This window comes from Pseudacidovorax intermedius (genome assembly GCF_001476815.1).
Lineage (GTDB): Bacteria > Pseudomonadota > Gammaproteobacteria > Burkholderiales > Burkholderiaceae_C > Xenophilus > Xenophilus intermedius_A.
The window spans coordinates 1-25,571 of the sequence record NZ_LDSL01000030.1; the positions used below are offsets into that span (position 1 = coordinate 1).

The window sequence follows — 25,571 nt, forward strand, 5'->3', positions numbered from 1 at the left end:
CCGCCAGCTGCGCGCCTTCGCGGCCGTGGCCGAACTGCAGAGCTATCGCCGGGCCGCCGCCCGCCTGGGCCTGACGCCCTCGGCCGTGAGCCAGTCGGTGCGCGCGCTGGAGGCGGCGCTGGGCCAGCCGCTGATGCAGCGCACCACGCGCAGCGTGGCGCCCAGCGCCGTGGGCCTGGAGCTGCTGGCGCGCCTGCGGCCGCACCTCGACGGCCTCGACGCCGCCTGGCAGGCCGCGCAGGAGGCGGTGGGCGAGCCTGCCGGCCTGCTGCGTCTGAACATGCCCCGAAGCGCCGCGCAGCTGCTCATGGCGCCGCGGTTGTCGGCCTTCCTGGCCGCGCATCCGCGCATCGCGGTGGAGCTGCAGACGCAGGACGGCTTCGTCGACATCGTGGCGGCCGGCTGCGATGCCGGCATCCGCTTCGAGGAGGCGGTGCCGCGCGACATGGTGGCCGTGCCGCTGGGCGGGCCGCAGCGCTTCGTGGTGGTGGCGGCGCCCGCCGTGACGACCGAAACCGGCCTGCCCATGGAGCCCTGGGACCTTCTGTCGCGCCCCTGCATCCGCCAGCGCTTTCCGCACGGCGAGCTCTACCACTGGGAATTCGCGCGCGGCACGGAGCGCGTCGCCCTCGACGTGCCCGGCCGCCTGACGGTGGACGACCAGCCGCTCGCACTGCAGGCGGCGCTGGACGGCGCTGGCTGGGCCTACGTGTACGAGGCGACCGCCGCGCCGCACCTGCGCGCCGGACGGCTGGTGGCGGCACTGGACGACTGGTGCCCGCCGGGCACCGGTTTCCAGCTGTACTACCCGGGACGGCGCCAGGCCTCGTCGGCGCTGCGGGCCTTCATCGACTGGTGGCGCCGCTGCGGCGATGCGCCGCCGCGCCCGCCCGGCACCGCCGCCGCTTAGAGCTGCAGCACGATCCTCTGTCCGCAGGCCCGTGAGCAGCAGCTCATCATCTTGCGGTTCTGCTCGCGTTCGGCGCGGGTCAGCACGCGGTCGCGGTGGTCGACCTCGCCGTCGATCACCGCCACCTCGCAGGAGCCGCACAGGCCTTCCTCGCAATCGCTCTGCACGTCGATGTTGGCGGCGCGCAGGGCCTGCAGCAGGGTCTGATCCGCGCGGACCTGGATCGTCAGCCCCGAGTCCTTGAGTTCGGCCTCGAAGCCGTGCTCACGGCTCGGATCCAGCGGGCCGACGGTGGCGGTGAAATGCTCCACCCGCAGGCTGTCCTGCGGCCAGTGGGTGCTGTTCGAGGCCAGCGCATCGAGCAGTCGCGTCGGGCCGCAGGCGTAGATCTGTGTGCCCGGCTGCGGCACGCGCAGCAGCTCGGGCAGGTCCAGGCGCCGGCCTTCGTCGCCGACGTGCAGGTGCAGGCGCTCGCCATGCAGCGCGTGCAGCTCGTCCACCATGGCCATGGTGGCGCGCCGCTGGCCGCAGTAGTGCAGCACGTACGGAATGCCCAGCGCCTTGGCCCGCCGCGCCATGGCGCTGATCGGTGTGATGCCGATGCCGCCGGCGACCAGCACCAGCGCCTGCGCGCCTTCGTCGAGCCGGAAGTGGTTGCGCGGCCCGCGGATGCGCAGGCGCGCACCGACGTGCGTATGGGCATGCATCCAGGCCGAGCCGCCGCGGCTTTGGGACTCCAGCAGCACGGCGATCTCGAAGGCGCGGGCATCGGCCGGATCGCCGCACAGCGAATACTGGCGCGAGAGGCCGGTGTCGCCGCATTCGACGTCGATGTGCGCGCCGGGCGACCAGCGGGGCAGGGCGCCGCCATCGGCCGCCACCAGCCACAGGCGCACGACGCCCTCGGCCACCGGCTCGGCGCGCTCGACCACCACAGGCCGCGTCAACGCATGGCCGGTGGGCTCGCCGATGCGCACCGGCGAGCGGGCGCCGTCGCGCACGGCGGGGTCGCGCCGCTCGGGGTTGGCGGCCGGGTCCCATTCCACCCACAGGTGCTCGGGGCCGCGGAAGGAGGTGTTGGGCACGTAGCTGAACGCCTGCTCGGCCAGCCCCATGTGCGGCAGGCGGCGGGTGAATTCCTCCAGGAAAACCTGCATCTCCATGCGCGCCAGGTTCTTGCCCATGCACTGGTGCGAGCCATAGCCGAAGGTGAGGTGGTCGCTGGCGTTGTCGCGGCGGATATCGAACAGGTCAGCATCGGCGAAGTGGCGCTCGTCGTGGTTGGCCGACGAGGTGACGATCAGCAGCTTGCTGCCGGCCGGAATGGCGACGCCGCCGATGGTCACGTCCTGCGTGGCCAGGCGCCGCCAGGCGGCCACCGAGCCGTTGTGGCGCAGGCATTCCTCTACCGCGTTGGGGATCAGGCCGGGGTCTTCACAAATCTCGCGCCAGGCGCTGGGATGCTGCAGCAGCAGCTTCATCGCATTGGCGGTGGCATTGGCCGTGGTCTCGTGGGCGGCCACGATGCCGGCCATCATCATGGAATGCAGGTAGGAGTCGGTGACGACCTCGGGCAATGCCTTCTGCATGCGGATGCCGTACTGCATCCAGCCCGGGGCGTCGGGGTTGGCGCGCATCTTGTCGAGCACCTGGCCGGCGTACTGCCAGAAGTTGCCGACGGCATGGGCCACGGCCACCTGTTCCTCCGGCTTCGGCCGGCCCCAGGTGTTGACGGTGTGGGCGATGGAGTATTGGCGCAGCGTGTCCATGTCCTCCTCGGGCACGCCGAGGAAGTGCAGGGCGACGGTGAGCGGCACCTCCCAGAGCATCTGGTCCACCAGGTCGGCGCGGCCGTCGTCGATGAAGCGGTCGACGTACTCGCGCGCCAGTCGGCGCACCAGGGGCTCGTGGTGCTGGAGGTGCTCGGGCGTGAAAGGCTCCATTAGCGCGCGGCGGCGCGGCATGTGGGCCGGCTCGTCCTCGTTGACCAGCGTGCGGTTGAGGGCGAAGCCGTAGCTGGCGAGCACGGCGTTGGCCTCGGGGCCGGTGGGCGTGATCTTTTCCAGCGCGATGGACGGGCTGAACGTCAGGTTGTCGCGGAAGATCGCCTTGATGTCTTCGTACCGCGTGACCACCCAGTAGCCGAGCAGCGGGCTGTAGAACACCGGTTCCTGCTCGCGGGCCCAGCGGACGTAGTCGGGCGGGTCCTGCTGGTAGCCGTCGCTGAAGGGGTCGAAGGCGGCGGCGGCATGGCTGACCGGGCAGCCATTGGGCGCCGACGGGGCCGGGGCGTGGGCGAACGGGCAGCCGCCTTTGGCGGCGGAAGCAGGGGCGTCGGCGACGGGGGCGGTCATGGGCGGCAACTCCGGAAAGCGAAACGCCCGCGCCACCCCTGGAGATGGCGCGGGCGTCGGTTAAGGATCAATCGAGCGTGATGTTGAGGTCGCGGATCAGCTTGTGCCACCGCGTGGTCTCGCTCCTGAGCAGTTCGGCGAACTGCGCGGGCGTGTTGCCCACCGGTTCCACGCCGAAGTCCACCAGCTTCTTGTGCACGTCGGGCGCGTTGATGGCGGCCACCACCTGCTTGTTCAGCGCATTCACGGTCTCGGCCGGCGTGGCGGCCGGCACCACCAGGCCGACCAGCGCGGCGGCTTCCACGTTCTTGTAGCCCAGCTCGGCGAAGGTGGGCACGTCGGGCAATTGCGGCAGGCGCGTGGCATTGGCCACGGCCAGCGGCCGGACCTTGCCGCCCTTGATGAAGCCGGCGCCGGCCGCCAGGTCGACCATCATGGCCGGCACCTGGCCGCCCGCCACATCGGCCAGGGCCGGGGCGGCGCCGCGGTAGGGCGCGTGGGTCATCTTGAGCCCGGCCTCGGTCTTGAGCAGTTCCATCGCCAGATGGTGCGGGCTGCCCGCGCCGGCCGAGGCGAAGTTGATGCCCTGCGGATTGGCCTTGACCTGGGCAATGAATTCCTTGGCGTCCCTGGCGGTGACGCTGGGGCTCACCACCAGGATCATCGGGAAGCGGCCCATCAGCGTGACGGGCGCGAGATCCCGGGTGGGGCTGTAGCTCAGGCTCTTGTAGAGCACCGGGTTGAACACCAGCGTGCCGTTGTCGGCGGAGAGCATGGTGTAGCCGTCCGGCTGCGAGCGCACCACGTCGGCGGCGGCGATGGCGGTGTTGCCGCCCGGCTTGTTCTCGACCAGCACCGGCTGGCCCGTCTGCGCCGACAGCTGCTGGCCGATGGTGCGGGCCAGGAAGTCGGAGCCGCCGCCGGCCGGATAGGGCACCAGCCAGCGCATCTGCTTGGACGGATAGGCGGCCTGCGCCTGGGCGGCGGCCATGGGCGCCAGCAGGGGCAGGGCCATCAGGCAGGAAGCCAGAAGCTTCTTCATGGGAATGTCTCCAGAACTGGACGCCCGGAGGGGCGTCTTCGGGTTTTTGATAGGCGTAATTTTGGTACGCATTGCGTAATCTGTCGGACCGGGTTAACCCGATTTGCGCCATTCGCCATGCCACGCCGAACCTCCTCTTCCCCTGCCGCCGGTGCCGACGGGCATGTCCATTCCGCGCCCGAACCGGTCTCCACCCGCGCCCGTGAACGCCGCCAGCGCGTGCAGTCGGCCGAAACCGGCATGGCCGTGCTCAAGGGCCTGGCCCGGCTCGGTGGCCGGGCCAGCCTGACCGCGCTGGCCACGCATATGGGGGAGAGCCCGGCCAAGGTGCACCGCTACCTGGCCAGCCTGGTGGAGGAGGAACTGGTCACGCAGGACAGCGGCTCGCAGCACTACCACCTGGGCCCGGCCGCGATCCAGATCGGCGTGGCGGCGATGCGCCAGGCCGATCCGCTGCGCCTCGCGGAGCCCGCCCTCGTGCGGTTGCGCGAGTCGCTCGAAGTCACCTGCTTCCTTGCCGTCATGGGCAACAAGGGGCCGACCATCGTGCGCTTCGAGGAGCCGGGCCTGCCGATCACGGTCAACGTGCGGGTGGGCTCGGTACTGCCGCTGCTGTGGTCGGCGACGGGGCGCGCATTCCTCGGCTGGCTGGGCGATGAAACGCGCGTACGCGCCCTGGCCGACGAGGAACTGGCCGCCGCCGGTGCCGCCCGGCGCGCCTCGCTGGACGGGGCGGCGCCCATCGATCGGCTGTGCGCCGCCGTGCGCGCCGCCGGCTGTGCCTGGGTGCGCGACACCAACCTGCCGGGCATCAGCGCCATCGCCGCCCCCCTGTTCGACCACGCGGGCCGGGTGCGGGCGGTGATCACGGCGCTGGGCGCGACGGGGGGCTTCGATCCCGATCCCGACGGCGCCATCGGCCGCGCCGTGCGGCAGGCGGCGCAGGCCGCCAGCCGCCAGCTGGGCGAGGAACGCCCGCCGCCGGCGCGGCCGTCGACACCGGCTTGACCGGGGCGGCGCCCGGACTGCGCCGTGCATCAGGGCCGCCCGGCGCGCTCCGCCGCGCTCACCACCGCGCCGGCGGCGCCCGCTCAGGCGGATGGCGCCGCCTGCCGGCTGTGCACGCCCAGATCCTTGCGCGGATCGAAGCCCGCGGTCGCGCGCGCCAGTTGCTCATAGGCCGCACGCGCGGCCGAGCTGTCGGCCGGTGGCGCCGCGATGGCCAGCACCAGGTACAGGTCGCCGCCGAGGCCGCGGCCCTTGAGCCGCAGCTTCATGCCGGTGCGGGCGCCGGGCGGCACCCGCACCTGGCCCGTGCCGCCACCGGGCAGGGGCACTTCCACCTCGGCACCGAGGGCCGCCTCGGACGGCGTGACGGGCAGGTCCATCGCCAGATCCCGCCCCTCCACGCGGTAGAGCGGATGCGGCGCGATGCGCACGTCCAGGTACAGGTCGCCCGCCGGCGCGCCGCCGATGCCGGGCAGGCCCTGGCCGGCCAGCCGGATCTGCTGGCCGGGCCGCACGCCCGGCGGCACACGCACCTGCAGCGTGCGTGTGACCGGCTGCGGCAGGCCGCGCGCGTCCCGCTCGAGGGTGCGCAGCTGCAGTTCCCACTCGCCGCCGGACAGCGCGAATTCCAGCGGAATCTCGATGGCGGAATGCCGGTCCTCGCCCGCCTGGCGGCCCGGCCGGCGGCCGGCCGCGGCGGCGTCACCGAACAGGCCGGAGAAGATGTCCTCCAGGTCCGGCGGCATGGTGCCTGCGCCTGCGTCCCCGCTGGCCTGGCGGAAGAAGCTGAAGCCGTCGTCCCAGCCGGGCGGCGGCGCGAAGCCGGCGCCCGTGCCGCCGGTCGCGCGGCCCTGGCGGATGCGCTCGGCCAGCGCGTCGTACTCGGCGCGCCTGGTGGCGTCGCCGAGCACCTCGTGGGCTTCGTTGATGTCGCGCATGCGCGATTGGGCGTCGGCTTCCTTGCTGACGTCCGGGTGGTACTTGCGGGCCAGGCGGCGGTAGGCCTTGCGGATCTCGTCCGCCGAGGCATCGCGCGCCACGCCCAGGGTGTCGTAGTGGTTCTTGAGTGCGTCCATGGCCTTCGTTGCTGCAATGCGTGGAGGGCCGGCCGCGCGGGGTGCGGCCGGGCCGGCCTCACCGGGGCGCCTGCCCAGGCGGCCGCCACGAATGCATGGACGAAAGGTCTTGCAGCAGGCGGCTGCCGCGCAGGAAGGCGCCAGTGAGGCGATGCGGGCAATTGCAGTCCCGCCCGGCGTTTTGCAAGGGCGGCGGCGCGGACACGGGCGTCTGGCGCCAGCCGGTCTTCGAAGGCCCGGACCCCGGGGTCAGGCCGCCTGGACCTGGTTGCGCCCCAGCGTCTTGGCGCAGTAGAGGCGCTGGTCGGCCGTCTTGAGCGTGGCCTGGACATCCTCGTCCGGCCCGGCCTGCCATTCGGCCACGCCGGCCGACACCGTCATGGGCTGCTCGTGCGGCGGCTGGGCCTCGGCCACCCGGCGGCGCAGGGCCTCGGCCCGGGCGGTGGCCTCGGCCAGGTCGGTGTCGGGCAGCAGCAGGGCGAATTCCTCGCCGCCGATGCGGCAGGCCACGTCGCCCATCCCGACGCTGTCGCCGATCAGGCCGGCCAGGTGGCGCAGGTAGGCGTCGCCCACGTCGTGGCCGTGGGTGTCGTTGATCCGCTTGAAATGGTCGATGTCCAGCACCACGACCGAAAAGGGCGCGCGCTGCTCGGCCAGCAGGGTCAGGCTGAGGTCGAAGCGCCGCCGGTTGCCCAGGCCGGTGAGCGGGTCGGTGGCGGCGTCCTTCTCCAGCCGCTCCAGATTGCCGTTGAAGACGCCCAGGCCGAGCAGCATGGCCCGCTTGAGCTGGGCGGCCTCGAAGTACCACGACGACACCGCCCGCAAAGCCCGGTCGGTGCCGCCGGGCCGGTAGCCGGCCGCGCTGGCGGCCAGGGCGTTGAGCGGCTGGGCGATGCGCAGGGCGAACATCCACACGAGCACCAGCGCCGCCAGGCTCAGCGGCAGCGTGAGGCCCAGCACCTGCGCCATCAGGCTGCCCAATGGCTTCAGCGTGGCCGCGAGCGGGCGCTGGGCCACGATGCCCCAGCCAGGCGTCGGCGCGGATGCGAAGCCCGCCACCATCTCCAGGCCACGGCTGTTGATCAGCACCTCGCTGCCGGAGGCGGCATGCGCCAGCCTGTCCACCGCGGTGTTCGCGGAGGCGAGGGTGCCGACGCGATCGGGATCGGGGTGGTACAGCAGACGGCGCTGGGCATCGACGACGTAGAGGTAGGAGCCGTCCCGGTGGTAGTGCGTGCCCAGCAACTGGTGCAGCACGCTTTTCTGTTTGAGATAGATCGTGCCGGCGATGGCGCCGAGCTGCCGCCCGTCCGCCGCCACCACCGGATGCGACACGAAGACCAGCAGGTTGCCGCTGGCGGGCAGGTAAGGCGGGCTGATGTAGGGCCGGCCGGCCTCGATGACGCGCAGCAGGTTCTGGTCCCGCAACGCCACGCCCTGCATGGGGGAAGAGGCCGGTGACGTGGCCCGGATCAGCCCGTCGTTGTCCACGATCAGCACGGAGTTGAAGCTGTCCGTCTGCAGGTGCAGCCGCCGCACTTCGCTGCGCAGCACCTCGGCCTGCCCGAAGTCGCTGGCGGCGATCTGCGCCGAATAGGCCAGCTGCTGCAGCGCGCCCTTGAAGAATCCGTCCACCGTGTTGGCCAGCTTGGCGGCGTAGGCCAGGTTGTCGTCGAGCGATTGGGCGATCAGCTGCTGGCGCTGCACCTTGTAGCTGGCCAGCACCGTGGCCACCATGGTGATGATGGCGCTCGACGTGGTGAGCGCGATGATCAGGTGCCGGAGCTTGAGCACCGAATGCCAGGGGCGGCGGGCTTGGTTCATGCGTGCAGAGGGGCCTGACGCTTGGCAGGGGCGGGGCCCGTGCGTGCGCAAAGACAGGGGGATGGGATGGCGCCGCCCCTGCCAGCACGCCGGCCGGCTCTGCAGCGTCGCACGGGTGAGGTGGCGGCGGCCGGCGCCGTCATGACGAACGGCGCCGGTTGCTCGAATTAGTTAGCAATTGTTACCCAACTCGCAACACCTGGCGTGGGCCGGCGCACCGGTCAGGCCAGCGCGGCCACCGAACCGTCAGCCGCGCGCAACGCCCGCACGGTCCACCGGCCGCCATCCTGCCGCTCGAAGCGCAGGGGCTGCGCATTGCCCAGGACCGCCGCATCCACCGGCACGCCCAGCAGGGCGGCCAGCACGTACAGGGTGCCGCCATGGGCGACGACCAGCACCGGCGCCGGCTCGCGCAGGGCGGCGTCGAGGGCGGCACGCTTGCGGTCGACGAACTGGGGCAGGGTCTCGCCGCCCTCGGGCGCACAGGCCCAGTCGATGTCGATGGAGGACGTGCCGACCAGGCATCCAAAGTGGCGCTCGCGCAGCACCTCGCGAGCCACGGGCGTGAGCCTGTGCGGTGCAGCCACCGTGTGGGCGGTGTCGAAGGCCCGGCGGGCGTCGCTGCACACGATGGTGCGGATGGGCTCCCGTGCCAGCACGCCCGCCGCCAGCGCCGCCTGTTCCAGGCCCAGCGGCGACAGCGGCTCGTCGTAGGACTGGTAGATGCGCAGCGCGTTGCGCGGCGTCTGGCCGTGGCGCAGGAAGTAGAAGTGGTCGGTCGCCGGCGACAGCGGCTGGGCCGCCGCGAGCGCGATGAGCTGGTCGAGTCCGCGGGCGTGGCCGGTGAGTTGGGGTGGGGCAGCGCTGGTCATGAGGTGCAGGCGGGGCCGCGTAGAGGGGGGAAGGGCCGGCTGCGCAGCCCAGGAGTCGGGTTCAGAAGGCTCGTTCACACCCTTCTCAGAACTTGGGAATGCGCAGCGTCTTGCTGATCATCAAGGTACCCGAGATGGCATACAGCAGTGTGAACGCATGCAACTCCCAGGGCCCGAGCATCCAGCTGCCGCCCCACAGCGCATCGCCCAGCCGCGCCTGCCACGCCGCCAGCGCCAGCAGGCCGACCAGCACCACGCTGGTGGGAATGGGCGTGCCCTCGAAGTAGCGCACCTTGTCGCCGCCCTCGGACAGCGCCTCGGCCGTGACGTTGTAGCGCGCCAGGCGGCTGACGCCGCAGCAGACGAAGTACAGCAGCAGCACCGCGTCCCACCCGCCGCGCATGCCCGCGGCCCAGCCCAGCGCCGCGGGCGCCACGCCGAAGGAGATGACGTCGGCCAGCGAATCCAGCTCCCGGCCCAGGGCCGAATGGGTCTGGCGCCAGCGGGCGATGCGGCCGTCGAAGATGTCGAGCACGAAGGCCGCGGGCGCCAGCACCGCCGCGGCATAGAAATGCCGGATGTCGCCGCTGGCCACATAGGCCATGGCCAGCAGGACCAGCCCGACGCCGCAGGCCGCGTTGCCGAGGGTGAAGAAGTCCGCGAGGTGGAAGCCGCGGATCATCGAGAAATGCCGCTGCATCGGGCGGGAAGACGAGAGGGGGGCGGACATGGGCCAGCGCTCCTTGGGCAGGAAAGACGGCCCGACGCTAACCCAGCGGCACGGCGGACGCTGTAGTCTGCAAGGCTGTCTGCAGGGCGCCCGCGGCGGTGCGATCAGCCGGCAGCCAGCCGCGCGAAGCGGGTCAGCAGGCTGGCGGCTTCGGGCGTGGGCGCCACCGTGCCGGCCACGGCTGCCGCGTCGGGCAGCCCGTCCGCATGCGCCTCGACGTAGCCGCGCATGGCCGCGGCATCGAACTCCGGATGGAACTGCACGCCCCAGGCGCAGCGGCCGATGCGGAAGGCGTGGTGCGGTTCGTGGGCATTGGCCGCCAGGCCGACGGCACCGTCCGGCAGGCGCAGGGCGCTCTGGCGATGGATGACGTTGACCGGGAAGCGGCGCGGCAGGCCGGCGAACAGCGGGTCGTCGGCCGCGGCGTCGGCCAGGGTCAGGGCCACAGTGCCGATTTCCAGGCCGCCCGGATGAAAGTCCACCTCGCCGCCCATCGCATGGGCCAGCAGCTGATGGCCGTAGCAGATGCCGAGCACCGGCAGGCCCGCGCCCACGCAATCGGCCAGCCAGGCCGCGGTGCGCTCGCTCCAGTCGGCGCGGTGGGACACCATCTCGTGCGAACCGGTGATGACCACGCCACGCAGGCTGGACGCTTCGGGCAGCGCGTCGCCCTTGCGGGGATCGACGAGCTGGATCGGCTGCGCGTCGGCGCCGAGGCCGCGTGCGACCCAGTCCTCGAAATCGCCGTGCGCGGCGCGCAGCGCGTCCAGCGTGCCGCCGGTCTTGACGATCAGAAGAGGGCGCCGTGACGGAGTGGACGTGGGCGGAGAGGAGGGAAGGGAAGAAACGGCAGAGGCAGAACGCATCTGCCGATCATGCCGCAGGGGATCGGCGGGCGCCGACCGAGAGGAAGGCGCAGTCGGTGCGCCGGCCCGGCAAGGCGGCCGGGCCCTGCCTTGCGTCAGCGCAGACCGAAGAAGGAGAGCACGGCCGCGATGACGACGACCAGACCGACGACGTAGATGATGGTGTTCATGGAAGACTCCTCAGTTGCGATCGCTGCAGTGTGGGGGGGCGGCGGCCGCCCGCGCCGTCGGACGGACCAGGGCCGCGCTGTAGGAAGCCCGTCCTGGCAGTGAGGGCAAAGGGGCCGTCCGGACCGCCTCAGCGGCACTGGCGATGGCCGGCAGCCGCCGCTTCAGCGCCGGGGCGGCAGGGCGTTCGCCAAGGCGGCCGCGACACGCTCCAGCGCCGCATCGCGCGCGGCGCCTCCGCCGGACGGACGCAAGGCGCCCGCCGCGTGCCAGTCGGCATGCGCACGGGCCGGCCGCGTGGCCAGGATCGCGGCGCGCAAGGCGCGGGCGCGCGCCTCGTCCACCTGGGCGTTCGCGACCGGGGCCTGCGGCGACCCGGCAGCACCCACGGCGCCGTGGCCCCGCTGCTCCAGCGTCTGCACCAGGGCGAACTGCCGCTCGGCCACGAGGTAGAGCACTGCATCCTCCACCGTCAGCGCCTGCAGCCCGCGGGCCCGGTCCGCCAGCCGGCGGCCCAGCGGACCCAGGCCCTGGGCCAGGGCGCCCCCCAGCGTGCCGCCGAGCAGGGCGCCCGCGCCCAGCGACAGGCCGCCCACCGCGAGGTCGGCCGCGGCGCCGATGGCCGCCCCCACGGCCGCGCCCTGGCCCAGCCGCAGGCCGGCCTGGCGCAGCAGTTCGGGATTGAACAGGTTGAGGCCGTCGGCGCCCGCCAGCGGCGGCAAGGGCGCCTCGGCCGCATCGCCGGCGCGGAAGCCGAAGCGCCGCAGCAGCGCGGCCGTGCCGGCGTCCACGTCCTCGGCCAGCAGGCCGCGCAGGGCCTGCACCTCGGCGCTGCGCCGCTGCGGGTCCGCCAGGTGGTCCACCGGCACGCTGCGCCGCAGCGCCGCCGCCGACAGCAGCGTCGCCGCGATGTCGCGGCAGGCGGCGTCGCGGCGGGCATCGGCCTCCGCCTCCAGGTGCGAGGCCACGGCACGCAGCGCGGTGCGGCGCTCGGGCAGAAGCGTGCCGAGGTCCTGGTAGAGATCGCGCTCCGCGCCGGTGAAGGGCGCCGCCGCGTCGAAGCGCACCACCGCATGCAGGCCGGCGTCGGCCAGCATGGCGCGCCATTGCGCCTCGCGGCTCTCGCCATGGGCGATGAAGTTGAGCACCGGCAGAACCGGCCGGGCACAGGCGCCCAGCAGTTCGACCTCGTCGCGGTACTTGGGCAGCACCGGCGCCCGGCTGTCGATCACGAGGAAGGCGGCGTCGGCCTCCAGCAGGATGCGCAGCACCTTGGCCTCCTGCTCGAAGACGCCGCGGGCCTCCGGCCCCTGCAGGAAATGCCGCACGCGCGCGGGCCGGCTGTCGCCGGGCAGCGCCTGCACGTGGGCGAGCAGGGTGACGGCATCCTCCAGGCCCGGCGTGTCGAAGAAGCGCACGGCCGGCTCGCCGTCGATGCGCAGGTCCACCTGCTCGACGTGGCGCGTGGTACCGGGACGGTCGGAGACCTCGCCGAAATCGGCGCGGCGCGTGAGCGTGCGCAACAGCGAGGTCTTGCCGGCGTTGGTGTGGCCGACGACGGCGATGCGCAGGGGCGTGGGCGCGGCCGTCATGGTCGACGTGCGGTGTCGGCCGCGGAGAAGGTGGTGTCGGCCCGCCCGTTCGCGGCCAGCGCGTCCGACAGGTCGTCGTGGCAAGGCACGACGGCGCCGAGGCCCGTGTCGTGCAGCCAGCGTGCCCACCGCGCGCGCTCGGCGGCGGTGGCCGTGTCGTGCCCGGCCAGCCACAAATGCAGGCCGCCAGCCAGCGGCAGCAGTTCGCGCAGCAGGCGTTCGGTGCCACGGTCCGGGCTGGCGCCAGCCTGGCAGGCGACGACGAGCTGCCGCGGCTGCCGCGCCGCGATCTGCCCGACGGCGGCGGCCCGGCTGGCCGCCCCGCCGTCGCTGGCCAGCACACCCAGGTCCGCCGGAAGGCCGGCCGGCGGCCAGGGCGTTGCGGGGTCGAGCTCGAAGCCGAGCAGCACCGGCCCGCCCTCGGCCCCAACCGCGGCAGCCGGCAGGGCGCCCGCAGCAGGGGCGCCATCGGCATCCACCACCTGTGCGGGGGCCAGTGCATCGATGCGGGCCTGCACCTGGCGGTAGGCGGCGTCGCCGAAGTCCGGCTGCAGGCGATGCCGCCGCAGCCGCCAGACCAGGACGCAGGCCAGCGCGCAGAGCAGGCGCGGCAGCAGCCCATACACCACCACGCAGCCGACCAGCCACCAGGCGAGCACCGCCTGGCCGGCCGCATCGGGGCCGGCGGACGGGTCGCCCGCGGCGCGCACCAGTGCCGCATCGGGCACGGGAAATCCAAGCTGGCCCGGCAGCCAGGCGAGGGCGTGGACGGCACTGGCGAAGCGGGTGGGGTCGAGCAGCGTGGTCTCCCAGCCCAGCGTGTAGCGGCGGAAGGCGAGGGCCGCCAGAAGGCCGGCCAGTGCGGCGGCGAAGCCGATCACCCACAGCGCGTGGCTGGCGAATCCGAGTACCCAGGGCAGCAGCCGGGCCCGCTCCAGCAGGCGCACGCCGGCCTCCAGCAAGGCGGCGCCTTCCCGCCCGCGGCCGAGCGCCGCGCGGGCCGTCAGCCCCAGCCACAGCCGCCCCGCGAGCGCGCCGCCGCGGCGGTCCCCCGGCAGCAGCAGCGCCAGCAGCCAGAACAGCAGCGTCGCCAGGTGCAGCCCGAGCAGTCCGGCCAGGGCGGCGAACACATTGATGCGGCGCGCCTGCGCGTCCACCACCGTGCCGGCCAGGCCCAGGCCCGTGAGCACCATCAGCGCTGCCAGCGCCATCAGCACCAGCGGCGCCAGGTCACGCGCCCGGGCCAGCCGCTGCGCCAGGCCCAGGCGCTCACCCAGCAGCCGGGCGCGCTGGACCAGCGGCGCCGGTGCGGGCTCGGCGCTGCGCGCCACCTGGCGCAGGATGGACTGGTCTTCCAGCGGACCAGCGGACTCGATCAGCCGGATGGCTTCGGTCACCGTCGCGTCGTCGAGGGGGAGGTTGGGCAGCGGGAAAGCTCCAGGTTCGCCGTGGCGGCCGCGGGGCGCTCGCTGCCCATGGCCTTGTAAGAAACACCCTGGCCGGCATCGCGATAGCGTTGCGGCGGGGCCGGGGAATTATGCCGACGACGTCCAGCAAGGCGCCGGCTGCTTGGCCCGACCTGCCGCAGGCAGCGTCTGACCCAGGGCTGACCGTTCGTTTGCACCACCGGCACCCCGCTGATAGCCTCCCGCGCCATGCGAATCCTGCTGGTCGAAGACGATGGCGTCCTGAGTGGCGTGATGCAACGCAGCCTGGGCGATGCCGGCCATGCCGTGCAGCTGGCCGCCACGGTGGAAGACGCGGACACGCAATGGTCCGGCGGCGGCTTCGATGCCGTGCTGCTCGACCTGAACCTGCCCGAAACCGCACGCCCGGACAGCGGCCTCGGCAGCGGCCTGCTGGCCCTGCGCCGCGCCCGCGCCCGGGGCGACCGCACGCCGGTGATGGTGCTCACGGCCCGCAACCGCACCGAGGAGCGCGTGATCGGCCTGGATTCCGGCGCCGACGACTACCTGGGCAAGCCCTTCGATCCAGGTGAGCTCGAGGCCCGCTTGCGCGCCCTGGTGCGCCGCGCGGAAGGTGCCAAAGACGTCGTTGCCGTCGGTCGCCTGCAGCTGGACCGCCGGGCCCGGCGCTTCCGCGTCGCCGGCGAGCCGCTGGACCTGCCCGCGCGCGAATTCGGCCTGCTCTGGGCCCTGATGAGCCCGCCCGGCCAGGTGCTGGCCAAGCGCGAGCTGGCCCGCAAGCTGGCGGAGGAGGCCGACGGCCCCCTGAGCGACAACGCGCTCGAAGCCTTCGTCTCCCGCCTGCGCAAGCGGCTGGTGGACAGCGGCGTCGGCGTGCGCACCCTGCGCGGCATCGGCTACCGGCTGGAGGCCGACGCGGCCTGAGCAGCGCCCGCGCACGGCGCGATCCGAACGAAAAAAGCGGCCCGAGGGCCGCTTTCGTTCTGGCGGGGCGGTTGCCCCGGCCAGCGATCAGCGCTTGCTGTCGTCCTTGATCTGCGGCAGCTCCGTGCCCTCGGGCTTCGCCAGCAGGCCGGCCTGCACATAGGTGGCCAGCTTGGCGCGGGTGTCGACGATGTCGAGGTTGCGCATCGTCAGCTGGCCGATGCGGTCGGCGGGCGAGAAGGGCGCGTCTTCCACCTTTTCCATCGACAGGCGCTCGGGCGCGTAGGTCAGGTTGGCCGACTCGGTGTTCAGGATCGAGTAGTCGTTGCCGCGGCGCAATTCCAGCGTCACCTCGCCGGTGATGGCGCGGGCCACCCAGCGCTGGGCGGTCTCGCGCAGCATGATGGCCTGCGGGTCGAACCAGCGGCCCTGGTAGAGCAGGCGGCCCAGCTTGAGGCCGTTGACGCGGTACTGCTCGATGGTGTCCTCGTTGTGGATGCCGGTCACCAGCCGTTCGTAGGCGATGTGCAGCAGCGCCATGCCGGGGGCTTCATAGATGCCGCGGCTCTTGGCTTCGATGATGCGGTTCTCGATCTGGTCGCTCATGCCCAGGCCGTGGCGGCCGCCGATGCGGTTGGCCTCTTCCATCAGGGCCACCAGGTCGTCGTAGCTCTTGCCGTTGAGGGCGACCGGGCGGCCTTCCTCGAAGCGCACGCGCACCTCTTCGGCCTTGACCTCGACCTCGGGCTTCCAGAAGGCCACGCCCATGATCGGGTTGACGATGCGGATGCCGCTGGACAGCAGTTCCAGGTCTTTCGCCTCGTGCGTGGCGCCGAGCATGTTGGAGTCGGTGCTGTAGGCCTTCTCGACCGACATCTTGTAGTCGAAGCCGTTGGCGATCAGGAACTCGCTCATCTCCTTGCGGCCGCCCAGCTCGTCGATGAAGGTCTGGTCCAGCCAGGGCTTGTAGATCTTCAGGCCCGGGTTGGTCAGCAGGCCGTAGCGGTAGAAGCGCTCGATGTCGTTGCCCTTGAAGGTCGAGCCGTCGCCCCAGATGTTGACCTCGTCCTCCTTCATTGCGGCCACCAGCATCGTGCCGGTCACGGCGCGGCCGAGCGGGGTGGTGTTGAAGTAGGTGACGCCGCCGGTGGAGATGTGGAAGGCGTTGGCCTGCAGGGCGGCGATGCCCTCGGCCACCAGCTGCTGGCGGCAGTCCACCAGGCGGGCCTTCTCCGCGCCATAGGCCATGGCCTTGCGCGGGATCTCGTCATAGTCGGGCTCGTCGGGCTGGCCCAGGTTGGCGGTGTAGGCGTAGGGCTGGGCGCCCTTCTTCTTCATCCACAGCAGGGCGGCGCTGGTGTCCAGGCCGCCGGAGAAGGCGATGCCGACCTTCTGGCCGGTGGGGAGGGATTGCAGGATGGTGCTCATGTGCGTCGGAAGAAAGCGTCTTTTGGCGATGGCGGTGGCGGTCCGCAGCGCGAACCCGCGATTGGACCATAGGGCAGGGCGGGGCAGGTGCGGTCAGTGCGGCAGCACCAGCCGGCAGCTGTCGCCGCCGGCCTCGCGCCACACGCGCACCGCCGACACGGGCAGTTGCCGGGCGCGCAGCGCGGTGGCGATGTAGGCGCAGAGGTTCTCCAGCGTCGGCGTGCCCAGGCCGGGCACCTCGTCGAGCAGGTGGTGGTCGAGCGTCCCGCGCACGGCCTCGATCTCGGCGCGCAGCACTGCCAGGTCGACCACCATGCCGCTGGTGGCGTCGCGCCTTCCGCGCACGCTGACCTCGCCGTGGTAGGTGTGGCCGTGCACGCGCAGGCTGCCCGCCGTCTCGTGGGCGCGCCGCAGCGTGTGGGCGGCGTCGAAGAAGAAGCGCTGCGACAGCTCGAATTCGAAGTCCATGGCGGCGCTCACCGGATGCCGATGACCTTGTGCGTCTGCGTGCTCAGGCGCCATAGCGGGCGCGCCAGGCAGAGGTCGATGCATTCGCGGGTGTGGGTGTCGCGCCGCGGGTCGTCCAGCGGCTGCAGGTAGCGGCGGCCGAAGTCCAGCGACTCCAGCTCGGCCAGGTCGATGCCGGCCTGGGGCCACACCAGCTTGAGTTCGTCCCCGCGGCGCTGCACCAGCGGGTTGCCGGCCTTGGGGCTGACGCAGACCCAGTCGATGCCGGCCGGAGCGGGCAGGGTGCCGTTGGTCTCGACGGCAATGGCGAAGCCCTGGGCATGGAGCGCCGCGACAAGGGCGTCGTCCACCTGCAGCAGCGGCTCGCCGCCGGTCAGCACCACGAAGCGGTGGTCGTGGGCCGGCGCGGGCCAGCAGGCGGCGATCCGGTCGGCCAGCAACTCGGCGGTGGCGAACTTGCCGCCCAGCGTGCCGTCGGTGCCCACGAAGTCGGTGTCGCAGAAGCGGCACTGGGCGGTGGCGCGGTCCTCCTCGCGGCCGGACCACAGGTTGCAGCCGGCGAAGCGGCAGAAGACGGCCGGGCGCCCGGCCTGGGCGCCCTCGCCCTGGAGGGTGTAGAAGATTTCCTTGACGGCGTAAGCCATGGGACAGCGCGGGGAAAAAAGCCGGCGATTGTCGCAGGCGGGGCGCCTCCAGCGCCCGCGGGCCGCGCTTCAGCCGGCGGGGGCTTCGGCCGTCGCCTCGGCTTCGTCGCCGAAATCCTCGCCCAGGAAGCCGCCGCTCTGGTGCGTCCACAGCCGGGCGTACAGGCCACCGCGGGCCAGCAATTCGCGGTGGGTGCCTTCCTCCACCACGTGGCCGGCGTCGAGCACGATCAGCCGATCCATCGCGGCGATGGTCGACAGGCGGTGGGCGATGGCGATCACCGTCTTGCCTTCCATCAGCCGGTTCAGGCTCTGCTGGATGGCGGCCTCGACCTCGGAGTCGAGCGCGCTGGTGGCTTCGTCCAGCAGCAGGATGGGCGCGTTCTTGAGCATCACCCGCGCGATGGCGATGCGCTGGCGCTGTCCGCCGCTCAGCTTGACACCGCGCTCGCCCACGTGCGCCGCCAGGCCGTGGCGGCCCTGCGGATCGGTGAGCGTGTCGACGAAGCTGGAGGCCTCGGCCCGCTCGGCGGCGGCGCGCACCTCGGCCTCGGTGGCATCGGGCCGACCGTAGGCGATGTTGTCGAACAGCGAGCGGTGCAGCAGGCTGGTGTCCTGCGTCACCATGCCGATGTGGGCCCGCAGCGAATCCTGGGTCACATGGGCGATGTCCTGGCCGTCGATCAGCACGCGGCCGCCTTCCAGGTCGTGGAAGCGCAGCAGCAGGTTCACCAGCGTGGACTTGCCGGCGCCGGAGCGGCCGACCAGGCCGATCTTCTCGCCGGGCTTCACGGTGAGGTTCAGGCCGTCGATCACCATGCGGCCCTGCGCCGCGGGCGCGGGCGCGCCGGGCAGCAGGGGCGGGCGGTAGCCGAAGGACACGTCGTCGAAGCGCACCTCGCCGCGCGTGACCACCAGCGGCTTCGCATCGGCCGCATCCACCACCGTGCGCGGCCGGCTCAGCGTGTTGATGCCGTCCTGCACCGTGCCCACGGCCTCGAACAGGCTGGTGGTCTCCCACATGATCCAGTGCGACATGCCCTGCAGCCGCAGCGCCATGGCGGTGGCGGCGGCCACGGCGCCGATGCCCACCTCGCCGCGGCTCCACATCCACAGCGCCACGCCGCCCATGCCGCCCACCAGCAGCATCGACAGGGCATGGTTGACGATCTCGAAGGCGCTCACCAGGCGCATCTGGCTGTAGCCGGTCTTGACGAAATCCTGCATGGCCGCGCGGGCGAACTGCGCCTCGCGCCGGGTGTGCGAGAACAGCTTGACGGTGGCGATGTTGGTGTAGGCGTCGGTGATGCGCCCGACCATGGCCGAGCGCGCGTCCGCCTGGGCCTTGCCGATGCGGCCCAGCCGGGGCACGAAGTACGCCATGGCCATCAGGTAGAGCACCAGCCACACGACGAAGGGCCAGATCAGCCCGCCGGCGAACACGCCGGCCAGCACCACGATGGTGGCGACGTAGGTGGCCATGGTCACGAGCACGTCGGCCATCACGAACAGCGTGTCGCGCACGGCGAGCGCGGTCTGCATCACCTTGGTCGTGATGCGGCCGGCGAATTCGTCCTGGTAGAAGGACATGCTCTGGCCCAGCATCAGCCGGTGGAAGTTCCAGCGCAGCCGCATCGGCAGGTTGATGGCCAGCACTTGGTGCTTGACGATGGTCTGCAAGGCCACGACGACGATGCTGGCCACGAGCGCGATGGCCAGCCAGCGCAGTTCGTTGCCGCGCACGGCCCACAGCTCGGCGGGCGCCACGTTCGACAGCCAGTCCACCAGTCGGCCCAGCAGGCCGAAGAGCAGTGCCTCGAAGGCCGACATCAGGGCCGTGAGGAAGGCGAGGGCGGCCACCTTGCCGCGCACCCCGTGCGTGGTGAACCACAGGAAGGCGAAGAAGCCCTTCGGCGGAGGCACCGGCTCGGCGCTGGGGTAGGCAGGCAGCAGTTTTTCGAAGAAACGGAAGAACAAGCGCGAGGTCTCCTGGGACGAGGCCCGGCACTGTAACGGCGCAGCGGCGACGGCACGATGAACAGGGCTTTGCGGGGGACGCGGGCAAAAAGAAGGGGCGCCCCTGCAGGGCGCCCCTCGTGTGCCGGTGATCGTCCGCGGGGAATGGCGTCAGGATCGGCAGGCCTGCTGGCTTCGCGTCGGGCATCCCCTTCGCAATGCACGGAAGACTGCGCCTGTGTCGCCGATCCCGTTTCCCGCGGGGTGCTCGACCTGGCACGACTGCAAGTTGCGCCCGGCAGCGGGACGGACCTGTAGGACGTGTGCGCTTCAGCGGCGGCGCCCGCGGCGCTCAGCGTGTCGGCGAGGGCGGCGGCGCTGCAGGCGGACGGCCCGTGCGGCCTTCTTCGGCTGGCGCCAGGGCCGCCACGAGAAAGTCGATGAAGCTGCGCAGCGCCGGCGCCATGTGCTGCCGGCTCGCGTACACGGCGAACAGCGTCGTGGCGGGGCCCCGCCATTCGGGCACCAGCTCTACCAGCCGGCCCTGCGCCAAGTCGTCGTCGACCAGCCAGGCCGGCAGGTAAGCGATGCCCAGGCCGGCATGCACCGCATGGCGGGTAAGGTGGGTGTCGTCCGAGCGCATGACGGGCGTTAGCCGCAGCGTGGTCTGGCGACCGTCCGCGGCACGCAGCACCCGGCCTTCCAGCTGCACGTAGCTGGGCACGATGGCGCCGAGGCCCGCCAGGTCCTCGGGCTGCGCGGGCGTGCCGCTGGCGGCCAGGTAACCCGGCGCGGCGACGATGTGGAAGTCGACCGTGCACAGCGGCCGGGCGATGAGGGCCGCTGCCGGCTCGCGCGTGGCGCGCAGCGCCAGGTCGAAGCCGTCGGCCACTAGGTCGACGCGGCGGTTGGCCAGATGCAGGTCGACCAGCACCTCGGGGCAGCGCGCGTGGTAGTCGGCCAGCAGCCCGGCCATGCGCGGCGTGCCGAACCACACCGGGGCGCTCACCTTCAACCGGCCGCGTGGTGTGGCATCCGCATCGGCCACCAGCGCGGCCTCGGCGCTGTCGAGCAGGTCGAGGGCGTGGCTGCTCTGCTCGTACCAGCTGCGGCCGGCGTCGGTCAGGCTCAGGTGCCGGCTCGAGCGGTGCAGCAGCCGCGTGCCCAGGCTGCGCTCCAGTTGGGCGATGTGCCGGCTGGCCATGGGGGCGGAAATGCCCATGGCCTCGGCCGCGCGGGCGAAGCTGCCCGATTCGACGACCCCGCGGAACAGGCGAAGGCTGGTGAGACGGTCCATAACTGAATTGCACAGAATGAAACTGAGCATTGAATGTACGGCCATCGATTGCGGCGTATGAAAGGTCTAAAGTCCTTTCCAACACGATTCAGGAGATTCCTGCCATGTCCACGCCCCACAGCCTGCGCCTGCCCACCTATTTCATCTCCCACGGCGGTGGCCCCTGGCCCTGGATGAAGGCCGAGATGGGCAACACCTATGCCCGCCTGGAAGCGGCGCTGGCCGACATGCCGCGCCAGATCGGCCGCAAGCCGCGCGCCATCCTGATGGTCTCGGCCCACTGGGAGCGGCCGCGCTTCACGGTGCAGGCGAATCCGCATCCGTCCATGGTCTACGACTACGGCGGCTTTCCGGCCCACACCTACCAGGTGCGCTACGACGCCCCCGGCGACCCGGCGCTGGCCGCGCGCGTGCAGGCACTGATCGAGGCGGCCGGCCTGCCGGCGAGCATCGACGCCGAACGCGGCTACGACCACGGCATGTTCTCGCCCATGAAGGCCATCTACCCCGAGGCGGACGTGCCGGTGGTCCAGCTCTCGCTGCGCCAGGGCCTGGACCCGGCCGAGCACCTGGCGCTGGGCCGCGCGCTGGCACCGCTGCGGGACGAGGACGTGCTCATCGTCGCCAGCGGGCTGAGCTACCACAACCTGCGCGCCTTCGGGCCCCAGGCGCAGGCGCCCTCGCGGGCCTTCGACGACTGGCTGGGGCGGACGCTGGCCCAGGACGATCCGGCCGCGCGCGCGCAGGGCCTGATCGGCTGGGAATCCGCGCCCGCCGCCCGCATCGCCCATCCGCGCGAGGAGCACCTGATTCCGCTGATGGTGGCCGTCGGTGCCGCCGAGCAGGAGGCCGCCCACCGCGTCTACTACGAGAACGGCTTCATGGGCGGACTGACCGTCTCCAGCTACCGCTTCGGCGAGGCGCCCGGTGCGCAGTGAGCAAGAGCCCCTCTCCCCCGCGGCAGAGGGGTTGGGGAGAGGGGGCGCCCCGTAACGCGCGCTGCGCCTGAACGAACGCCGGCCCCTCTCCCCAACCCTCTCCCACAAGGGGAGAGGGAGAAACGACGCGGCGCAGCATCCGCGCCGCCGTTATGCTCCGGCGCCGATGAGCACCGACACCGACCTCCTGGCCTTTGCCGAGCGCCATCCGCGCCTCTTCGTGCTGACCGGTGCCGGTGTGAGCACCGAATCCGGCATTCCCGACTACCGCGATGCGCAGGGCCACTGGAAGCGGCCGCCGCCCGTCACCTTCCAGGCCTTCATGGGCGAGGACGCCACCCGCAAGCGCTACTGGGCCCGCAGCATGATCGGCTGGCGCACCATGGGCCAGGCGCAGCCTGGGCCGGCGCACCGTGCGCTGGCCGCGCTGGAATCGCAGGGCCGCGTCGCCTTGCTGCTGACCCAGAACGTCGACGGCCTGCACCAAGCGGCCGGCAGCCGCCACGTCATCGACCTGCATGGCCGCATCGACACCGTGCGCTGCATGGCCTGCGAGCACCGCCTGCCGCGCGCCGACTTCCAGGCCGAACTGCTGCGGCGCAACCCGGCGTGGGCCGCCCTCGACGCCCGCGCCGCCCCCGATGGCGATGCCGACCTGGAACTGCGCGACTTCTCCGGCTTCGACGTGCCGGCCTGCCCCGTCTGCGGCGGCCTGCTCAAGCCCGACGTGGTGTTCTTCGGCGAGAGCGTGCCGCGTGGCAGGGTGGATGCCGCCTACGCCGCGCTGGAGGCGGCCGACGGCATGCTGGTCGTCGGCTCGTCGCTCATGGTGTATTCGGGCTTCCGCTTCGTGCAGCGCGCCGCCGAGCGTGCGCTGCCCGTGGCGGCGCTCAACCTGGGCCGCACGCGGGCGGACGAACTGCTGTCGCTCAAGGTCGAAGCACCCATCGGCCCGGCGCTGGAGCGGCTGGCGGGGCTGCTGGTGCCGCCGGACGCCCGCGCGGCCTGATGCCAGCCGGCCGGGCCCATTCCCCCGTTTTTCCGTGCAGCGGCGGCTGAGCCCGCGCCGCCGGCCTGCGCCAGCGCGCCGGTGGCTGCGGGCGACTTTCCTTGCGCTGCCGCAAGCTTCGCGATAGCCATGGGTGCTAAAAGGCAGGCCAGCCGCGCGGACAGCCGTACGCGCGGGCCGGAGACAACACGCCATGCCCAACGCCATGTATCGCCCCACGCCGGCGGCCGGTGCCGCACTGCCGCTGGCGGCGCCCGACGCCATCCTCGCTTCGCACGCCCGCAGCGCCGAGTTCGGCCTGCGCAGCCACGAACGCGCCGACCTGCCGCCGCTGGCCCCGGCCGAGCTGGCCGAGGCCATGGCCCGCAACGCGCTGCTCTTCGACCACGCCCGGCCCGTGATGGAAACGCTCTACGCCCAGATCGCCGGCACCCAGAGCCTGGTGCTGCTCACCGGCGCCGACGGCGTGATCCTGCATGCGCTGGGCGACGACGACTTCCTGGGCCGGGCCGACCGGGTGGCGCTCAAGCCGGGCGCCGCCTGGTCCGAGCGCAGCCGCGGTACCAACGCCATCGGCACGGCGCTCGCCCTGCAGCAGGCGGTGCAAGTGCACGGCAGCCAGCACTACCTGCAGGCGAACCACTTCCTCACCTGCGCCTGCGCGCCCATCCTCGATCCGCGCGGGCAGGTGCTGGGCGCGCTCGACGTCAGCGGCGACGAGCGCCGCCGCAGCGCCCACACGCTGGCGCTGGTGCGCATGTCCTCGCAGATGGTCGAGAACCACCTGTTCGACCAGCTCTACCAGGACGCGCTGCGCCTGCGCTTCCATGCCCGGCCGGAATTCCTGGGCACGCTGATGGAAGGTCTGGCCGCCTTCACGCCCGACGGCCGCTTCCTGGCCGCCAACCGCAGCGCCCAGTTCCAGCTGGGCCTGTCGACGGCGGCGCTGGCGGCGCACACCTTCGGCTCGCTCTTCGGCGTGGCGGTGTCCCAGGTGCTGGCACACGCCCGGCAAAGCCCGGGCACGCTGCTGCGCCTGCACCTTCCGGGCGGCGCGGCGGTGTCGGCCCGGGCGGAGTCGCAGGCCCGGCCCGCGATGCTGACCGTGCCGGCCGAGGCGCCCAGTGCAACGGCCACGGCCACGGCAGCGAGCGCGCGGGCCCGCCAATCCGGCGGCCCGCGCTTCTCCGGCCTGCGCTATCTGGACACCGGCGACGCCCAGCTGGCGCAGGTGCTGGCCCGCGTCGGCAAGGTGGTCGGGCAGGACGTGCCGGTGCTCATCCTGGGCGAGACCGGCACCGGCAAGGAATGGCTGGCCCGTGCCATCCACCACGATTCGCCGCGCCGCGACGGAGCGTTCGTCGCCGTCAACTGCGCCGCCATCCCCGAGGCGCTGATCGAGTCCGAACTCTTCGGCTACGAGGAGGGCGCCTTCACCGGCGCGCGCCGCAAGGGCCACGCGGGCCGAATCCTGCAGGCCAGCGGCGGTACGCTCTTCCTCGACGAGATCGGCGACATGCCCCTGGCCATGCAGGCCCGGCTGCTGCGCGTGCTGCAGGAGCGAAGCGTGGCGCCCCTGGGCAGCGGCCGGCAGGTGCCGGTGGACCTGGCCGTGGTCTGCGCCACCCACCGCAACCTGCGCGCCATGATGGCCGAGGGTCGGTTTCGCGACGACCTCTACTGGCGGCTCAACGGCCTGGTCGCGCGCCTGCCGCCGCTGCGCGAACGCAGCGACCTGGCCGTGGTGGTGCAGCGGCTGCTGCAGACCCAGCAGTCCGAGGCCGGGCTGGCCGACGCGCCGCCGCTCGCGCCCCAGACCCTGGCCCTGCTGCGCCGCCATGCCTGGCCCGGCAACCTGCGCCAGCTGGCGAGCGTGCTGCGCACCGCGGCGCTGATGGCGCGCGGCGAGGCGCAGATCCTGCCGGAGCACCTGCCCGAGGAATTGCTGGACGACCTGCAGGCCGACGCTGCGGACGGCGCCCCGGGTGCCGTGGCGCCGCCGCCGTCGGCCACCACGACGCTGGACGCGCTGGAGCAGGCCGCGCTGGCGCAGGCCATGGCGACGCACGGCGGCAACGTCTCGGCCGTGGCGCGGGCGCTGGGCCTGTCGCGCAATGCCGTCTACCGGCGTTTGCGACGGCGCTGAGCCGACGCTTAGACCGGCCTTAAGCACGGCGTCGGCCGGGAACGCCCCCTGGCACGTTGGAATCCCATCCATGCAAGGCCCATGCTGGGCCGAGGAAGGAAGACCCCACCATGACACCCCAAGAACTGTCCATGCTCGAAGACCTGCTGCAGCGCCTGGCCGCGGTGCACGGCGTGCAGAAGGACCCGCAGGCCGACGCCCTGATCCGCGAACGCCTGGCCGGCCAGCCCGATGCCCTGTACCTGCTGACCCAGCGCACCCTGCTGCTGGAGCATGCGCTGCAGGACGCCCAGCGCCAGCTGGCCCAGCGCGCCGCCGCGCCGGCCGATCCGGGCGGAGCCGCCTTCCTGCAGCGCGGGCTGGAGCCGGGCTTCGGGCGCGACACTGCCGACCCCGTGGCCTACAACCCGGGTCGCGCGGCCTACCGCGGCGCGCCTGCCGCCTACGCGCCCGGCGCGCCGGCACCGGCGCAGGCGCCCGGCTGGCGCGAACGCCTCTTCGGCGCGGCGCCCGCGGCAGCCGCACCGGCGCCGAGCAGCGGCCCCAGCTTCCTGGGCCAGGCGGCGAGCGCGGCGGCCGGGGTCGCCGGCGGCATGTTCCTGTTCAACGGCATCGAGCACCTGCTCGGCGGCCGCGGCGCCGGCGGCGGTGGCGGCTTCCTGGGCCTGGGCGGCGGCAATGCCGGCACGCCCGAGGTGATCGAGAACGTCACCCAGAATTTCTACGAGGACAACGGCAGCGCCAGCGCGGGCGGCGGCGGAGCGAGCCAGCTGACCGACGATGCGGGCGGCGACTGGGGCGGCTTCGACGGCGGCTCCTTCGACGACGACCAGGTCGTCTGAAGATCCGGCGCCGTCCCCCCGAAACGGACTGGCGCCGCGCTGCCGGCGGG

At 72.6% G+C, this 25,571-nt stretch carries 21 protein-coding genes; 7 read left to right on the top strand and 14 right to left on the bottom strand.

Annotation, left to right across the window (positions count from 1 at the left end; all coding sequences use genetic code 11):
* Nucleotides 1-910: LysR substrate-binding domain-containing protein (locus NS331_RS03935; protein ID WP_206597312.1), on the top strand; the 910-nt coding region annotated here is incomplete at its 5' end.
* Here NS331_RS03935 and NS331_RS03940 read toward each other — a convergent pair.
* Both NS331_RS03940 and NS331_RS03945 read right to left on the bottom strand, forming a co-directional pair.
* Complete coding sequence (locus tag NS331_RS03940; protein ID WP_058640708.1) at nucleotides 907-3,264, bottom strand: cytochrome P450/oxidoreductase; 2,358 nt, start codon at nucleotides 3,262-3,264, stop codon at nucleotides 907-909. The genes NS331_RS03935 and NS331_RS03940 overlap by 4 nt on opposite strands.
* Before the next feature lie 67 nt (nucleotides 3,265-3,331).
* On the bottom strand, nucleotides 3,332-4,306 hold the full coding sequence (locus NS331_RS03945) for a Bug family tripartite tricarboxylate transporter substrate binding protein (RefSeq protein ID WP_058640709.1): 975 nt from the start codon (nucleotides 4,304-4,306) through the stop codon (nucleotides 3,332-3,334).
* 117 nt (nucleotides 4,307-4,423) lie between these two features.
* On the opposite strand from NS331_RS03945, the gene NS331_RS03950 reads away from it, so the two are divergent.
* A complete protein-coding gene (locus tag NS331_RS03950) occupies nucleotides 4,424-5,314 on the top strand; it encodes an IclR family transcriptional regulator (RefSeq protein ID WP_058640710.1) in 891 nt (296 codons plus the stop codon).
* Nucleotides 5,315-5,397: 83 nt separating this feature from the next.
* On the opposite strand, the gene NS331_RS03955 is transcribed toward NS331_RS03950, so the two are convergent.
* From NS331_RS03955 to NS331_RS03985, 7 genes are all read right to left on the bottom strand, one after another.
* Nucleotides 5,398-6,390, bottom strand: coding sequence for a DnaJ C-terminal domain-containing protein (locus tag NS331_RS03955; protein WP_058640711.1), 993 nt, complete (start codon nucleotides 6,388-6,390; stop codon nucleotides 5,398-5,400).
* Nucleotides 6,391-6,639: 249 nt separating this feature from the next.
* Nucleotides 6,640-8,214, bottom strand: a complete 1,575-nt coding sequence (locus NS331_RS03960) for a GGDEF domain-containing protein (RefSeq protein ID WP_058640712.1) — start codon at nucleotides 8,212-8,214, stop codon at nucleotides 6,640-6,642.
* Nucleotides 8,215-8,435: 221 nt separating this feature from the next.
* Nucleotides 8,436-9,086, bottom strand: coding sequence for a histidine phosphatase family protein (locus tag NS331_RS03965; protein WP_058640713.1), 651 nt, complete (start codon nucleotides 9,084-9,086; stop codon nucleotides 8,436-8,438).
* Between the two features lie 85 nt (nucleotides 9,087-9,171).
* On the bottom strand, nucleotides 9,172-9,816 hold the full coding sequence (locus tag NS331_RS03970) for a CDP-alcohol phosphatidyltransferase family protein (RefSeq protein ID WP_058640714.1): 645 nt from the start codon (nucleotides 9,814-9,816) through the stop codon (nucleotides 9,172-9,174).
* Nucleotides 9,817-9,920: 104 nt separating this feature from the next.
* Nucleotides 9,921-10,682 (bottom strand): glutamine amidotransferase, encoded by a 762-nt coding sequence (locus tag NS331_RS03975; protein ID WP_058640715.1) that lies wholly within the window; start codon nucleotides 10,680-10,682, stop codon nucleotides 9,921-9,923.
* Between the two features lie 332 nt (nucleotides 10,683-11,014).
* A complete protein-coding gene (locus NS331_RS03980; protein ID WP_058640716.1) occupies nucleotides 11,015-12,442 on the bottom strand; it encodes a GTPase/DUF3482 domain-containing protein in 1,428 nt (475 codons plus the stop codon).
* The gene (locus tag NS331_RS03985) at nucleotides 12,439-13,839 is read right to left on the bottom strand and encodes a DUF2868 domain-containing protein (protein WP_242873643.1); all 1,401 of its coding nucleotides are present in this window, start codon (nucleotides 13,837-13,839) and stop codon (nucleotides 12,439-12,441) included. The genes NS331_RS03980 and NS331_RS03985 overlap by 4 nt, the downstream gene beginning before the upstream one ends.
* A 258-nt stretch (nucleotides 13,840-14,097) precedes the next feature.
* Between NS331_RS03985 and NS331_RS03990 the strand changes: the two genes are divergently transcribed.
* Nucleotides 14,098-14,793 carry a response regulator transcription factor gene (locus NS331_RS03990; protein ID WP_058640718.1) on the top strand — a complete coding sequence of 232 codons (696 nt, stop codon included), beginning with the start codon at nucleotides 14,098-14,100 and terminating at the stop codon, nucleotides 14,791-14,793.
* 87 nt (nucleotides 14,794-14,880) lie between these two features.
* On the opposite strand, the gene argG is transcribed toward NS331_RS03990, so the two are convergent.
* The 5 genes from argG to NS331_RS04015 all read right to left on the bottom strand — a co-directional run bounded on the left by argG (nucleotide 14,881) and on the right by NS331_RS04015 (nucleotide 20,586).
* Nucleotides 14,881-16,221, bottom strand: a complete 1,341-nt coding sequence (argG, locus tag NS331_RS03995) for an argininosuccinate synthase (RefSeq protein ID WP_058640719.1) — start codon at nucleotides 16,219-16,221, stop codon at nucleotides 14,881-14,883.
* A gap of 93 nt (nucleotides 16,222-16,314) precedes the next feature.
* The gene (locus tag NS331_RS04000; RefSeq protein WP_058640810.1) at nucleotides 16,315-16,689 is read right to left on the bottom strand and encodes a 6-carboxytetrahydropterin synthase; all 375 of its coding nucleotides are present in this window, start codon (nucleotides 16,687-16,689) and stop codon (nucleotides 16,315-16,317) included.
* Nucleotides 16,690-16,697: 8 nt separating this feature from the next.
* Entirely contained in the window at nucleotides 16,698-17,333 is a 636-nt protein-coding gene (queE, locus tag NS331_RS04005) for a 7-carboxy-7-deazaguanine synthase (protein WP_058640720.1), read from the bottom strand.
* A gap of 69 nt (nucleotides 17,334-17,402) precedes the next feature.
* On the bottom strand, nucleotides 17,403-19,310 hold the full coding sequence (locus NS331_RS04010; RefSeq protein WP_058640721.1) for an ABC transporter ATP-binding protein: 1,908 nt from the start codon (nucleotides 19,308-19,310) through the stop codon (nucleotides 17,403-17,405).
* Between the two features lie 331 nt (nucleotides 19,311-19,641).
* On the bottom strand, nucleotides 19,642-20,586 hold the full coding sequence (locus tag NS331_RS04015) for a LysR family transcriptional regulator (RefSeq protein WP_058640722.1): 945 nt from the start codon (nucleotides 20,584-20,586) through the stop codon (nucleotides 19,642-19,644).
* A 104-nt stretch (nucleotides 20,587-20,690) separates the two neighbouring features.
* Here NS331_RS04015 and NS331_RS04020 point away from each other — a divergent pair, with 104 nt between their 5' ends.
* The 4 genes from NS331_RS04020 (at nucleotide 20,691) to NS331_RS04035 (ending at nucleotide 25,521) form a co-directional block, all read left to right on the top strand.
* Nucleotides 20,691-21,524 (top strand): DODA-type extradiol aromatic ring-opening family dioxygenase, encoded by an 834-nt coding sequence (locus NS331_RS04020; protein ID WP_058640723.1) that lies wholly within the window; start codon nucleotides 20,691-20,693, stop codon nucleotides 21,522-21,524.
* Nucleotides 21,525-21,690: 166 nt separating this feature from the next.
* A complete protein-coding gene (locus NS331_RS04025) occupies nucleotides 21,691-22,533 on the top strand; it encodes an NAD-dependent protein deacetylase (RefSeq protein WP_058640724.1) in 843 nt (280 codons plus the stop codon).
* A 193-nt stretch (nucleotides 22,534-22,726) separates the two neighbouring features.
* Nucleotides 22,727-24,679, top strand: a complete 1,953-nt coding sequence (locus NS331_RS04030) for a sigma-54-dependent Fis family transcriptional regulator (protein ID WP_058640725.1) — start codon at nucleotides 22,727-22,729, stop codon at nucleotides 24,677-24,679.
* Between the two features lie 110 nt (nucleotides 24,680-24,789).
* Nucleotides 24,790-25,521: a DUF2076 family protein gene (locus NS331_RS04035; protein ID WP_058640726.1), complete on the top strand. Its 732-nt coding sequence runs from the start codon at nucleotides 24,790-24,792 to the stop codon at nucleotides 25,519-25,521.
* Nucleotides 25,522-25,571 lie beyond the last annotated feature (50 nt).